Genomic DNA, 13,720 nt, shown 5'->3' on the forward strand with positions numbered 1-13,720 from the left:
CCCGCGTCGACCTGGTTGACCCTTCAGGCACGGCGGCGGCGTCGCAGTCCGCCGACTCAGCGCGCGCTGCGCCACGCCCCCTTGGACGGCATCGTCCCCCCGAACAGCTCGGTCACGGTCACGAGCGTGAAGCCGCGGTCTCGCAGGCCCGAGATGATCGCCGGGGTGGCCCGCGCGGTGTTCTCGTGGATGTCGTGCAGCAGCACGATCGACCCGGGCCGCGGCTGCTCGACGGCCCGCCCGATGAGCACGGCTTGGTCGGGCTGCCGCCAGTCGTTCGTGTCGACGTCCCACAGGACGGCCGGAAGACCGGCGGCGGTCAGCACCGCCGCGTCGTACTCGCCGTACGGCGGGCGGAAGCTGGTCGGGGTGACCCCCGTGGCCTCGCGAAGGGCGTTCTGCGTGTCGCGGATCTGGCGGCCGACGGCGGCGGCGTCGAGGGTGGGCAGCTGGGGATGGCTCCAGGTGTGGTTGCCGACCTCGTGCCCGTCGGCCACCGCGCGTCGCACGGTGTCGGCCCCGCCGGCCACGTTGCGGCCGATCGCGTAGAACGTGGCGGCCGAGCGCTGCGCCTCGAGGGCGTCCATGATGCCCGGCGTGAACGGCCCGGGGCCGTCGTCGAAGGTGAGCGCCACGCACGGCACCAGGCGGCAGTCGGTCGAGCCCGTGCGCGAGGGCGATGACGGCGGCGGGGCGAACGGCGTCCCCGCCGCGAGAGCCGCCGACACAGCGACGCCCAACGGCGACGCGAGAACACCCACCCGGGCCGGGGGCACGGCGAGGAAACGATCGGTCGCGGTGGGCGGCGCGCCCAGATCGGTGAGCGCCGGAGCCGTGAATCCCGCCGGCAGGGTGACGACGAACGAGCCGTCGGGCGCCGGCAGCGTCGAGTCGAGCACGGTCGCGAACGCCTCGGCCGTGCTGTCGTCGGGCGGCGCCACGGGGGCGAGGCTCAACGCTCCCGCCTCGCGCCGCAGCAGGTCGACGCTCTCGGCCCACAGGGCGCTCGCGGCATCCGCGTTCCACAGCCCTCGCGCGCCGGCGACCTCGCCGGTGGTGACGTCGGCGAACAGCACCTCGGAGTGGTCGGCGGTGGGGACTCCACCCGGCGCCTCGATCGTGCGGACGCGTTGCCCGATGACCGAGCCGGCCGCTACGACGATGTCGCACAGCACGGCGGTCCCGGAGCCGCCGATGGGCCCGAGTGCGGGGTCGGCGATCGCCTCCGCGGCCGGACGCAGGGTCGAGCCCTGCACGCAGCCGCGGTCGTTCAATCCGGCCTCGCGCCCGAACACCTCCGGCGCGTAAGCGCGATTCACGGCGGCGCTGCGGGCCGCGATGGCCGCGCGCACGGGCTGGAGCACGGCCGCGCCGATCGCCTCGGCGCCGGGCACGACCATCACCCGCGCCTGCAGGCCGAGCAGGTCGCTGCGCACGCGCTCCCCCGCCAGTCCCGGCGTCTGCCCGGCGGCGATCGGCACCGGCGGCGCCTCGACGGTGCGGAGGTCGCCCGCGCCCCAGCCGCGCGGCATCCAGTCGGGGTCGCTCTCGGGCATGCACCCGGCCAGGGCGATCGTCACGGCCAGCGCGGCGGCGATCGCGAGTGTGCGCCTCACGAGACCACCCGCACGGTGTCGAGCAGATGGGCGATCTCGACGCGGTACGTCGTGAGCGTGTCGGCGGGAGCCGCGGCGATCACACGCGCCGAGGCGGACGAATCCGTTCCGCCGACCGCCGCGACCAACGTGTCGGCGGTCTCGGCGTGCACGAGGGGTGCACCGCTGGAGACGGACTCGCGCGCGAGGGGCCCGAGGCCCACGACGCCCGACGCGTCGACGGCGACCGCCGGTGCCGACGCCACGATCTCGACGGTGATCGCGACACGCGTGTCGGGGGTGCGCACGACGATACGCGGAACGTCGTCGCCCTCTCGCTGCACGCTCCAGCCGGCGGGGACGTCAATGGATGCCGTGTGCCCGTCGCGGCGCACCTCTTCGGTGCGCGTGGTCTCGACCACGCTCGTCTGCAACTGCGGGAGGATGATCGGTGCGAGCGCCCACGCGGCCGCCGCCAGCCCCGCCAGCAGCGCGATGACGATCACGACCGTGATCACGATGGCCGTGCGGCGACGCGCTGACACCCGCGTGACACCCATGCCGCCCCCCGGCGTTCGACGGGAGACGATCCCGATTGCAGTGAGCCTACCGGGACGGAATGCGCAACCGCTGTCTCACAACCGTAACGCCGCGTTACCGGCCACCGCGCACGCGTTCGCGCGAGCCGATCGCCACCGCTCCCACACGACCTCGGCCACGCGCGGGTCGGCGCCGATGGGTGCCGAGGTCAGGTCGGCGTCAGCCTTCTCGATCACGCGCGAGAAGTGCCCGGGGGCGAGCACGTAGCTTGCCGCGACCGTCCGCCGGCCGGCGGAGCGCGCCGCGTGCACGGCATCCGGGATCCGCGGTTCGGAAGCCGCCGCGTAGGCCGTCACGACGGGACCGGCGATTCCCGCCTCGGTCATCAGCGCCGCCATGCGCTCGACGTCGACCACCGCGCCGGCACGGGTGGAGCCGGCGGCGGCGAGCACGACGGTGTCGTCGGCGCCGGCCCCCGTGGCCCGCACGCGGTCGACGAGGATCTCGGCCAGCACGGGGTGCGGCCCCAGGGCGGGGGCGATGGGCAGGCCGCCCGCGGCCTCGACGAGGTCGACCTCGGTGTGGTAGCCGGTCGACAGCAGCAGCGGCACGATGACGATGTCATCCGTGCGCTCGCGGGCAGCGGCGACGACGTCGGTGACGTACGGTCCGTGCACGTCGACGTAGGCCTCGTGCACCTCGACGCCCTCGGGCGCCGTCGCGCGCAGCACGTCGAGCAGCGCGCGTACGACCACGCGCCCCTCTTCGAACCGTGTGCCGTGGGCGCAGGCGATCAGTACGGCGGTCATGAGTCCTCCTCGTCGATCACGTCGAGCCGGTATCCACGCTTGTAGACCGTGCGGATGAGGTCGATGCCGCCCAGCGCCTCGCGGGTGCGGGCGACGGCGACCTCGACGGCGTGCCCGCTGGCCTCGGCCGTGGACAGCGCGGCGACGAGGGCGGCGCGCGAGACGACGTGTCCGGGTTCGCGCGCGAGAGCCCGCAGGATCTCGACGCCCGTGCGCGGCAGCGGGGTGAACTCCCCGTCGAGCACGATGCCCGACGACCGGATGCCGAGGCGCCCGGCCGTGGTGGGGATGAACGGCGCGTCCGCTCCCCCGTAGTGCGTGACGACGGCGCGAACGAGCGCGCCGAGGCGTCCGCGATCGGGCACGAGCGGATCGATCCCGGCGTCGCGCAGGGGGCCCGCGGTGATGGGACCGACGGCGGCGACGAGCACCCGGCCGTCACGGGCTCGGGATGCCACGCCCTCGATCGCGTCGGCCCGTTCGGCCGCGAGCAGCCACTCGCGCGCCGCGGGTGCCGAGGTGAACAGCACGGCGTCGACCTCGCCGCGGGCGACCTGCTGCGTCGAGGCTGCCACCAGCGCGGCATCCGGTGGCGGGCCCCAGCGGTAGACGGTGAGGCTCGTGACGCGGGCGCCCGCCGCCTCGAAGGCCTCGTCGAGGCCGTCGGCACCCGAGCCGTGGTGCTGCACGGCGACGTGCAGCCCCTCGATGCCCTCGGCGACGAGGAAGTCGCGCAGCTCGGCCGAGGTCTCGCTCTCTGCGACCCAGTCGGCGTCGTAGCCCGCCTGCTGGATCGCGCCGCGGGCTTTGGGTCCGCGCGCGACGATGCGGGCTCGATGCATCACCGCGCTGAGGTCGTCGTGCAGCCCGGCCTCGTCGGCGGTCTCCATCCACCCCCGGAAGCCGACACCGGTCGTGGCGACGACGACGTCGGGCGGATCGACGACGAGCTGGCGCGTCTGGGCGATGAGTTCGTCGTCGTCGACGTGCGGGATGATCGTCAGCGCCGGGGCGACACGGACTTTTGCGCCATGTCGCTCCAGAGCGGCGGTCAGTTCCCCGGAGCGGCGATCGACCGGCAGCAGCACGGTGCATCCGAGGAGCACGGTGCTGATCGTTCGCGGGGGTGAGGTCACCCGACGCCCTCCCCGCGCGCCACCGCGACCGGCAGCAGCAGGTCGGCCCGGGCGACCTCGCCGAACACGAGCACCGCGGGGTTGGCGAGGCGGTGGGTCTCGGCATCCTGGATCGCGGTTCCCAGCGTCGTGCGGATGGTGCGCTGCGCGGGCGTGTGGCCGTTCTCGACGAAGGCGACGGGCCGGGTCTCGGGGGCACCTGCCGCGCGGGCCGCCGCGACGAAGCGGGGCAGGGCGCTCACGCCCATGAGGGCGACGACGGTGGCACTGTCGTCGCGGAGGGCCGCGAGTGTGGCCTCGCTGGGCGCGTCTTGACCGTTCACGACATGCAGGGTACCGGCCACGCCCCGATGCGTCACCGGGATTCCCGCGGCCGACGGCACCGCGATAGAGCTCGAGATGCCCGGCACGACCTCGACCGGGATGCCGGCGGCCCGGCACGCGATGACCTCCTCGCCGCCGCGACCGTAGACGAAGGGGTCGCCGCCCTTGAGCCGGACGACCCGGAGGCCGCGCGCGGCGCGGTCCACGAGGAGGGCGTTGATCTCGTCCTGCGGGACCGGGTGGTGCTGGGGGCGCTTGCCGACGTCGATCAGCTCGACGTCGTCGCCGAGCTCGGCGAGCACGCCGGTGGGACCGAGGCGGTCGTGCACGACGACATCGGCCTCGGCCAGCAGCGCGCGGGCGCGCACCGTCATCAGGTCGATCGGACCAGGGCCGCCGCCGACGAGCGCCACACTCCCCACGAGCGGGCGACGTCGGCGGCGGAGCGGAAGGGCGCCTTCGGCGAGGCGCTGGGCGATGGCGTCGCGCACGGCGACGGTGCGGCGCGGGTCGGCGCCGGCGGTCGAGACGACCCCGACCATGACGTCACCGCTCGTGGTCTCGGCGGCCAGGCGGGCGCTGCCCTTGCCGCCGTGACCGGCGTTGACGCACCAGACGCGGCGCGCCTCGGCGGCGGCCACGACGGCCGCGTCGACGGATGCCGAGCCCGTGGCCGTGTGGCAGAACCACGCGTCGTCGAGGTCGTCGGCGGCGAAGGGACGTTCGTTCCACTCGATGTCGCCGGCGGCGGCCAGCGCGGCCAGACCCGGCGTCGCCACCGGGGCGACGAGACGCACCCGGGCACCCGCGGCGCGGAGCCGCGCGATGCGTCGTTCGGCGACGGTGCCTGCGCCGACGCACACGACGAGACGGTCGGTGAGGTCGAGTCCTGCCAGAGCGATCATCGGGGGTCTCCTTCGATCTTGACGAACACGTCGCCGTCGGTCACCGCGACCGGGTGCACGCGCACCGCGAGCGGCTCTTTGCCCTGCGTGTCGAGGCACACGCCCGTGCGCAGGTCGAACACCTGCTTGTACATGGGCGACGCGACCGTCGGCACGCCGCCGCGGTCGCCGACGATCCCCCGCGAGAGGATCGCCGCACCGCTGAACGGGTCGATCTGGTCGGTGGCGTAGAGCCGTCCGTCGTAGGTGCGGAACAGCGCGATCTGGCGGTCGCCGACGAGGGCGGCGGCACCCCGCTCGACGAGCAGGTCGTCGACGCGGCAGATGCGGGTCCAGCCGGAGGCCGGGGTCTCGGCGGAGGCGTCGGGGGTCACGGCCGCGGGGGTCGCGGTTCCGGGGGTCGCGGCCGCGGGGGTCGCCGCGGCGGCGGTCGCGGCAGGCGCCAGGCTCGCGGCCGGCACCGCACCGGCCGCCGGCGCGGGGGTCGTGGCATCCGGGGTCATGGCATCCGTCCTCGTCGCGTTCAGGATCGTCACGAGCGCACCGCCAGCGTGGTGCCGCCGATGAAGACGGCGCCCGACGAGCGCTCCTCCGCCGTCGCGGGGCGGGGCTGCCCGCGCTCGGCGACGTAGGCGAGCGTGGGGTCGGCGGTGTCGGGGGCGTTGACGAAGCTCTGGAAGCGCTTGAGCTTCTCGGGGTCGGCGAGGGTCGCGGCCCACTCGTCCTCGTAGTTGTCGATGTGGGCAGCCATGGCGCGGTCGAGGTCTTCGCCGATGCCGAGGGTGTCGTCGAACACGACGCCCTTGAGCGCCTCGATGCCGCCCTCGTACTCCTGCATCCACGGCGCGGTGCGCTGCAGCCGGTCGGCCGTGCGGATGTAGAGCATCAGGAAGCGGTCGATCGCCCGCAGGAGCCCCTCGTCATCCAGGCCTTCCGCGAACAGCTCGGCGTGGCGCGGGGTGAAGCCGCCGTTGCCGCCGACGTACATGTTCCAGCCGGCCTCGGTCGCGATGACGCCGACGTCCTTGCCGCGGGCCTCGGCGCACTCGCGCGCGCAACCCGAGACGCCGAACTTGATCTTGTGCGGCGAGCGCAGACCGCGGTAGCGCAGCTCGAGCTGCACGGCCATGCCGACCGAGTCCTGCACGCCGTAGCGGCACCACGTCTGCCCGACGCACGACTTCACGGTGCGCAGCGACTTGCCGTAGGCCTGGCCCGACTCGAAGCCGGCGTCGACGAGGCGCTTCCAGATCGCGGGCAGCTGCTCCAGCCGGGCGCCGAACATGTCGATGCGCTGTCCGCCGGTGATCTTCGTGTAGAGCCCGAAGTCGCGCGCGACCTCGCCGATGACAACGAGCCCCTCGGGCGTGATCTCGCCGCCCGCGATGCGCGGGACGACGCTGTACGTGCCGTCGCGCTGGATGTTCGCCATGACGTGGTCGTTGGTGTCCTGCATCGTCGCGAGCTCGCCGTCGAGCACGTGCTCGGAGTACAGGCTCGCCAGGATGCTCGCCAGCGCCGGCTTGCAGATGTCGCATCCGCGGCCGGTGCCGAAGCGCTCGACGATCGCGGTGAAGGTGCGCAGCTCCGAGATGCGCACGGCGTCGAAGAGCTGCGCGCGGGTGAACGCGAAGTGCTCGCAGAGTCCGTTCGAGACCTCTTTTCCGGATGCCGCGAGCTCGGCCTGGACGAGCTTCTTCACGAGCGTGAAGCACGAGCCGCAGGCCGCACCCGCCTTGGTGCAGGCCTTGACCTCGGCGGCATCCGCGCAGTCGTGCTCGGTGACGGCCCCGCGGACGGTGCCGGCGGTGACGCCGTTGCAGGAGCAGACGATCGCGTCGTCGGGGAGGTCGCCCTGAGGCGCCGGGGCGAGGTCGGACGGCATGAGGTACGCGGCGGGGTCGCCGCCGAGCGCCCGACCGACGAGGGGGCGCAGGGACGTGTACGCCGAGGCGTCGCCGACGAGGATGCCACCGAGCAGCGTCCGCGCGTCGTCGCTCAGCACGAGCTTCTTGTAGACGCCCGAGATGGGGTCGGCGTAGGTGACGTCGAGGGCGTTGGGCGTCTCGGCGAATGCGTCGCCGAAGCTGGCGACCTCGACGCCCGAGAGCTTGAGCTTGGCGGAGGTGTCGAAGCCGTCGAACGCGGCCTCACCGCCGAGCAGGCGGGTCGCGGCGACCTCGGCCATCGCGTAGCCGGGGGCGACGAGGCCGATGCACTGGCCGTCGAAGCTGGCGACCTCGCCGATCGCGAGGATCGAGGGGTCGGAGGTGTCGCAGTTCGCGTCGATCACGACGCCGCCGCGCGGGTCGACGGCGAGTTCCGCGGCCCGGGCGAGCTCGTCGCGGGGACGGACGCCGACCGTGAACACGACGATGTCGACGGCCTCCCACGTGCCGTCGCGCAGCTCCAGGCCGCACACGGCGCCGGACTTGTCGGCATCCACCCGGGTCGTCACCGATTGCGTCCGCACCTCGATGCCGCGCGCCTCGATGAGCCGCTGCAGCGCCTTCGCGCCGCCCAGGTCGAGCTGCGCCGACATGAGTCGTTCGTTGGACTGCAGCACGAACGGCGAGACGCCCTCGGCCTGCAGCGCACCCGCGGCTTCGAGGCCGAGGAGGCCACCGCCGACGACGGCGCCGCGCAGGGGACGACCGAGCTGGGCCGACCGCGTGGCGACCCAGGCGCGCATACCGGCGACGTCGTCGAGCGTGCGGTAGACGAAGCAGCCCTTGTGGTCGAAGCCGTCGAGTGCGAGGCGCGCCGCGAAGGATCCGGTGGCCAGGACGAGGCGGTCGTAGGCGTGGGTCGTTCCGGCCGCGGTCGTCACGGTGCGGTTCGCGCGGTCGATAGCCGTGACGCGGGCGCCGATCTCGACGTGCACCCGCTCGTGATCGAGCACGGTCGGGTCGAGGGCGAGGTCGTCGGGCGTCTTGCCGCTGAAGTAGCCGGTCAGGCCGACGCGGTCGTAGGGGCCCCGGGGCTCGTCGCCGAGCACCGTGATCGACCAGCGGCCGTCGGTGTCGCGGCTGGTGAGGCTCTCGACGAAGCGGTGCGCCACCATGCCGGCGCCGACGACCACGACGGAGCCGGATGACGCGGGATGGAGCACATCGTCACCGTACGCGGCGGACTTTGCGCGGCGGTCAGCGACACGTTTCGTGCCGGTTGCGGTGTCTGAGCGGGCCATGCCCCGACGCTAAGCAGCCGAGGTTTCCCCCGCCGTCGCCCCGGCGTTACTCCCCGCGAACGTTTCTCTCACGCGGCGACGGCGTTCGTGTGAGGTTTCGCGGACCCCGGCCCCTTCGACAAGCTCAGGGCCCTCCACCGAGGTGGCTGAGCCCGTCGAAGCCCCCGCAACCCGTCAGCCGACCGGCTCGAGCACGAAGACCTCGATGCGGCGCTCGGTCTTCTTCTGGTACTCGTCGTAGTCGGGCCAGACCGCGACCGCGCGGGCCCACCACTCGTCGCGCTCGGCACCCTCGGCCTGGTGCGCGTCGTACTCCTTCTTCACGTCGCCGTCCTGCAGGGCGACGCGGGGGTTCTTCACGAGGTTGTAGAACCACGCCGGGTGCTCGGGAGCACCTCCCTTGGAAGCCACGACCGCGTACGTCCCGTCGTGCTCGACGCGCATGAGGGCCGTCTTGCGCAGTCCTCCGGTTTTGGCGCCCACGGTGGTGAGGACGATGATGGGTACGCCCCGCAGCTCACCGGCTTCCTGGCCTCCCGAGGCCTCGAAGGCTTCGGCCTGCTGGCGGGCCCACTCGCTGGTACTGGGCAGATACTCTCCTGAGAGCGACATGTCTCCCACGATACGTCGGCGTCATCCCCCACCGCCTCGCTTTTCTGGAGCCCCCATGAGCACCTCCGCTCCCGAGACCACTGCTGCCCCCGTACCGAAGAACGCCTTCGACAGGTTCTTCGAGATCACCGCCCGCGGCTCGACCATCGGCGCCGAAGTGCGCGGCGGTGTCGTGACGTTCGTGACGATGGCGTACATCGTCATCCTGAACCCGATCATCCTGTCCGGTACCCCCGACGTCGCCGGCAACGCCCTCGGCTTCCCGCAGGTCGCGGCCACCACGGCCCTCACCGCCGGCGTCATGACGATGCTGTTCGGTCTCGTCACGCGCCTGCCGTTCGCGTTCGCCGCGGGCCTGGGCATCAACTCGTTCCTCGCCGTCGGCATCGTCGGCGGAGTCACGTGGCCCGAAGCGATGGGACTCGTCGTCATCAACGGCCTCATCATCGTGCTGCTGGCCGTGACGGGCCTTCGCCGCATGATCTTCGAGGCCGTGCCCCTGGCGCTCAAGACCGCCATCACCGTCGGCATCGGTCTGTTTATCGCCTTCATCGGTTTCGTCGACAGCGGGCTCGTCACCTCGACCGGCCTCAGCTCGCCGCCGGTCGGCCTCGGCGTGAACGGCTCGATCGCGACGATCCCCACCGCCCTGTTCGTCCTGACGCTCGTCATCACCGCCGTGCTCTTGGTGCGCAAGGTCAAGGCGGCGCTGCTCATCGGCTTGCTCTCCGGCACCGTCATCGCCGTGATCGTCGAGGCCATCGCGCACCTCGGCGCCCGCGCCGATGGCAACCCCGGCGGCTGGAGCCTCAGCGTTCCGACCCTCCCCGCGCAGCTGGTGAGCCTGCCCGACCTCTCGCTCGTCGGACAGGTCGACCCGTTCGGCTCGTTCGGCCGCATCGGCGTGCTCGCTGCCCTGATGCTGGTCTTCACGCTCGTCTTCACGAACTTCTTCGACGCGATGGGCACGATGACCGGCCTCTCCCGCGAGGCCGGGCTCGCCGCCCCCGACGGCACCTTCCCGCGCCTGCGCTCGGCGCTGATTATCGAGGGCGTCGGCGCGGTCGCCGGTGGCGCGACCTCCTCGTCGTCGAACACGGTGTTCATCGAGTCGGGCTCGGGCATCGGAGAGGGCGCGCGCACGGGCCTGGCGAACGTCGTCACCGGTGCCCTGTTCCTGCTCGCGATGTTCTTCACGCCGCTGACGAGCATCGTTCCCACCGAAATCGCGGCCGCAGCGCTGGTCATCGTGGGCGCACTGATGATGGGCCAGATCCGCCACGTGGACCTCAGCGACATGTCGGTGCTCATCCCGGTGTTCCTCACCGTGACCGTGATGCCCCTGACCTACTCGATCGCGAACGGCATCGGTGCGGGCTTCGTCAGCTGGGTGCTGATCCAGGCTCTGTCCGGCCGCGCGCGCCGCGTCAGCCCGCTGCTGTGGATCGTCGCCGCCGGCTTCGTCGTCTTCTTCGCCCGCGGCCCGGTCGAGGCGCTGCTCGGCTGAGCCTGTGCTGCGGAGCGGGCGGCCCCCGGCCGAGAGCACACGATCCGCGCGAGATCACACGGTGCAACCGCACACCATCGCGTGATCTCGGCCCGATCGTGTGACCTCGCGACGGCCCATCCGCAGCCGGCCGACACGGCTGGCGCCGGTGACCCCCCGGCCGAGAGCACACGATCCGCGCGAGATGACACGGCGCGATCGCACAATATCGCGTGAGCTCGACCCGATCGTGTGACCTCGCGCGCTGGCGACAGCCGATCCCGTCCTCGCCGCCCGCCCGCACCCCGCGGCACCCCGCGGCACCCCGCGTCCGGCGCCCCGCGACACGCCAAAGGGCCCGGATGCCATGGCATCCGGGCCCTCAGAAACGAAACGTCAGAGCGCTTCGATGATCTCGCGCATCAGGGCGGCGGTCTCGCTCGGCGTCTTGCCGACCTTCACGCCGGCGGCCTCGAGGGCCTCCTTCTTCGCCTGGGCGGTACCGGCGGAGCCGGAGACGATGGCGCCGGCGTGGCCCATGGTCTTGCCCTCGGGAGCGGTGAAGCCCGCGACGTAGCCGACGACCGGCTTCGTCACGTTCTCGGCGATGAACGCGGCGGCGCGCTCCTCGGCGTCGCCACCGATCTCGCCGATCATGACGATGGCCTTGGTCTCGGGGTCGGCCTCGAACGCGGCGAGCGCGTCGATGTGCGTGGTGCCGATGATCGGGTCACCGCCGATGCCGATGGCGGTCGAGAAGCCGAGGTCGCGCAGCTCGAACATCATCTGGTAGGTCAGGGTGCCCGACTTCGACACGAGGCCGATCGGGCCCTTGCCGGTGATGTTCGCGGGGGTGATGCCCACGAGCGCCTCTCCGGGCGTGATGATGCCGGGGCAGTTCGGGCCGATGATGCGGGTCTTCTCGCCCTTCGACTTCGCGTAGGCCCACGCCTCGGCGGTGTCGCCAATGGGCACGCCCTCGGTGATCACGACGAGGAGGGGGATCTCGGCGTCGATGGCCTCGACCATCGCGTCCTTCGTGAAGGCCGGGGGCACGAACGCGATCGACACGTCGGCGCCGGTCTCGCGGATGGCCTCTTCGACCGAGGCGAAGACGGGCAGCTCGACGTCGTTGCCGGCGGCGTCCTTGTGCGAGACGGTCGTGCCGGCCTTGCGCGCGTTCACGCCGCCGACGACCTGGGTGCCCGCCTTCAGCATGAGGGCGGTGTGCTTGGTGCCTTCGCCGCCGGTGATGCCCTGGACGATGACCTTCGAGTCCTTATTGAGGTAGATCGACATGTTCTTGTTTCCCTATCCCTTACGCGTTGGCCAGCTCGGCGGCCTTGTCGGCGCCCTCGTCCATACCGGCGGCGAGGGTGACGAGCGGGTGGTTGGCGGCGGCGAGGATCTCGCGGCCCTCCCCGACCTGGTTGCCGTCGAGGCGGACGACGAGCGGCTTGGTCGCGGTGTCGCCCAGGATCTCGAGGGCCTTCACGATGCCCTCGGCCACGGCGACGCACGACGTGATGCCACCGAAGACGTTGACGAACACGCTCTTGACCTGCTCGTCACCGAGGATGACGTCCAAGCCCGCGGCCATGACGGTCGCCGAGGCGCCGCCGCCGATGTCGAGGAAGTTGGCGGGCTTCACGCCGCCGTGCTTCTCACCGGCGTACGCGACGACGTCGAGGGTCGACATGACCAGACCCGCGCCGTTGCCGATGATGCCGACCTGGCCGTCGAGCTTGACGTAGTTGAGGTCGTGCTGCTTCGCCTTCGCCTCGAGGGGGTCGGCGGCATCCTTGTCTTCCAGCTCCTCGTGGTCGGGGTGGCGGAAGCCGGCGTTCTCGTCGAGCGAGACCTTGCCGTCGAGGGCGATGATGTCGCCGTCCTCGCTCTGGATGAGGGGGTTCACCTCGACGAGGGTGGCGTCCTCGCCCTTGTAGACGTTGAACAGCTTGACGAAGACGTCGGCGACCTTGGGCGCGAGCTCGTCGTCGAACTTCGCGGCCTTGGCGATCTCGAGGGCCTTCTCGGGGGTGATGCCCTCGATCGGGTCGACCTCGATACGCGCGAGCGCCTCGGGACGTTCGACGGCGAGCTCCTCGATCTCCATGCCGCCCTCGACGCTGGAGAGCGAGAGGTAGGAGCGGTTGGCGCGGTCGAGCAGCACCGAGAAGTAGAACTCCTTGGCGATGCGGGCGCCGGCGGCGACCATGACGCGCTTGACGACGTGGCCCTTGATGTCGAGGCCGAGGATGGCCTGGGCCGCCTCGAACGCCTCGTCGGGGGTCTTGGCGACCTTGACGCCGCCGGCCTTGCCGCGGCCTCCGGTCTTGACCTGAGCCTTGACGACGACGACTCCGCCGAGCTTCTCCGCGGCCGCCTTCGCCTCCTCAGGGGTGTCGGCGATGATGCCGGCGAGCACCGGCACCTCGTACTTTTCGAACAGGTCACGTGCCTGGTACTCGTAGAGATCCACGGATGATCCTTCGCTGGGCGATCGGTGGCGGGAGGAGGCGAACTCTCTCGATATCAAGAGATCTGCGCCAATCGTCCACCCTACCCGACGGGGGTGAGAACGCCGGACGGTTGCCCCTTCAATGGGAGGGACGTGGGATGCCGAACCCTCACGGTTTCGTCTCCTCCTGAGTCGCCCGGGGTCGTGGCATCCGGAACCCGACGGCGACCTACCCTCGCGCCGTGGCTCCACCCCACGACCTTCCCCGGGTCGGCGCGATCGCGGCGACCGTGCCCGCTTTCGAGACCTTTCCGACCGTGGACGAGCTCGACGCCTGGATCGACACGGTCGCCGAAAAACACCGCGACACGGTCTCGGTTCGCTCGCCGTCAGGCCGCGACCCAGCTCGCGGTGTTGCTGGCCGCGGCCTCGATGATCGTGGGCGCACGTCTGGACGGCGCGACGGCGCCGGTGATTCCCGACCCCGCGCACTGAGAGATTCTCGACCCCACGCGCTGAGAGAGGCATGTGACTCGACCGTGCCGACATCGCCGACAGGTCAGACGACGCGGCACAAGAGACGGCCATGCGGCCCCGCGAACGCTTCGATCGAACGCTTGGAGCGTCATACCGGACTGGAGCACTGACGCCTCGATGCATGC

The 13,720-nt window shown here is 71.9% G+C and carries 11 protein-coding genes; 1 reads left to right on the forward strand and 10 read right to left on the reverse strand.

Features of this window, described 5'->3' with window-relative positions:
- Positions 1–56 precede the first annotated feature (56 nt).
- From QE412_RS08255 to QE412_RS08290, 8 genes are all read right to left on the reverse strand, one after another.
- Positions 57–1,616: a polysaccharide deacetylase family protein gene (locus tag QE412_RS08255; protein WP_307482151.1), complete on the reverse strand. Its 1,560-nt coding sequence runs from the start codon at positions 1,614–1,616 to the stop codon at positions 57–59.
- Positions 1,613–2,155: a hypothetical protein gene (locus QE412_RS08260; protein WP_307482155.1), complete on the reverse strand. Its 543-nt coding sequence runs from the start codon at positions 2,153–2,155 to the stop codon at positions 1,613–1,615. The genes QE412_RS08255 and QE412_RS08260 overlap by 4 nt, the downstream gene beginning before the upstream one ends.
- A 75-nt stretch (positions 2,156–2,230) precedes the next feature.
- Positions 2,231–2,944 carry a sirohydrochlorin chelatase gene (locus QE412_RS08265; protein WP_307482158.1) on the reverse strand — a complete coding sequence of 238 codons (714 nt, stop codon included), beginning with the start codon at positions 2,942–2,944 and terminating at the stop codon, positions 2,231–2,233.
- Complete coding sequence (locus QE412_RS08270; protein ID WP_307482160.1) at positions 2,941–4,080, reverse strand: uroporphyrinogen-III synthase; 1,140 nt, start codon at positions 4,078–4,080, stop codon at positions 2,941–2,943. The genes QE412_RS08265 and QE412_RS08270 overlap by 4 nt, the downstream gene beginning before the upstream one ends.
- Positions 4,077–5,309 carry a uroporphyrinogen-III C-methyltransferase gene (cobA, locus tag QE412_RS08275; RefSeq protein ID WP_307482162.1) on the reverse strand — a complete coding sequence of 411 codons (1,233 nt, stop codon included), beginning with the start codon at positions 5,307–5,309 and terminating at the stop codon, positions 4,077–4,079. Before cobA ends, QE412_RS08270 begins: the two co-directional genes overlap by 4 nt.
- Positions 5,306–5,845 (reverse strand): nitrite reductase small subunit NirD, encoded by a 540-nt coding sequence (gene nirD, locus QE412_RS08280; protein WP_307482165.1) that lies wholly within the window; start codon positions 5,843–5,845, stop codon positions 5,306–5,308. Before nirD ends, cobA begins: the two co-directional genes overlap by 4 nt.
- Positions 5,842–8,499: a nitrite reductase large subunit NirB gene (gene nirB, locus QE412_RS08285; RefSeq protein ID WP_307482167.1), complete on the reverse strand. Its 2,658-nt coding sequence runs from the start codon at positions 8,497–8,499 to the stop codon at positions 5,842–5,844. The genes nirD and nirB overlap by 4 nt, the downstream gene beginning before the upstream one ends.
- Before the next feature lie 174 nt (positions 8,500–8,673).
- Positions 8,674–9,111 (reverse strand): nitroreductase family deazaflavin-dependent oxidoreductase, encoded by a 438-nt coding sequence (locus QE412_RS08290; RefSeq protein ID WP_307482172.1) that lies wholly within the window; start codon positions 9,109–9,111, stop codon positions 8,674–8,676.
- 55 nt (positions 9,112–9,166) lie between these two features.
- Between QE412_RS08290 and QE412_RS08295 the strand changes: the two genes are divergently transcribed.
- On the forward strand, positions 9,167–10,618 hold the full coding sequence (locus tag QE412_RS08295) for an NCS2 family permease (protein ID WP_307482176.1): 1,452 nt from the start codon (positions 9,167–9,169) through the stop codon (positions 10,616–10,618).
- A 375-nt stretch (positions 10,619–10,993) separates the two neighbouring features.
- Here QE412_RS08295 and sucD read toward each other — a convergent pair whose 3' ends face one another.
- Together sucD and sucC are read right to left on the reverse strand one after the other, a co-directional pair.
- Entirely contained in the window at positions 10,994–11,896 is a 903-nt protein-coding gene (gene sucD / locus QE412_RS08300; protein WP_307482179.1) for a succinate--CoA ligase subunit alpha, read from the reverse strand.
- Positions 11,897–11,915: 19 nt separating this feature from the next.
- Positions 11,916–13,079, reverse strand: coding sequence for an ADP-forming succinate--CoA ligase subunit beta (sucC, locus tag QE412_RS08305; RefSeq protein WP_307482183.1), 1,164 nt, complete (start codon positions 13,077–13,079; stop codon positions 11,916–11,918).
- Positions 13,080–13,720: the final 641 nt, after the last annotated feature.

Source organism: Microbacterium trichothecenolyticum (assembly GCF_030818955.1).
Taxonomy (GTDB): domain Bacteria; phylum Actinomycetota; class Actinomycetes; order Actinomycetales; family Microbacteriaceae; genus Microbacterium; species Microbacterium trichothecenolyticum_B.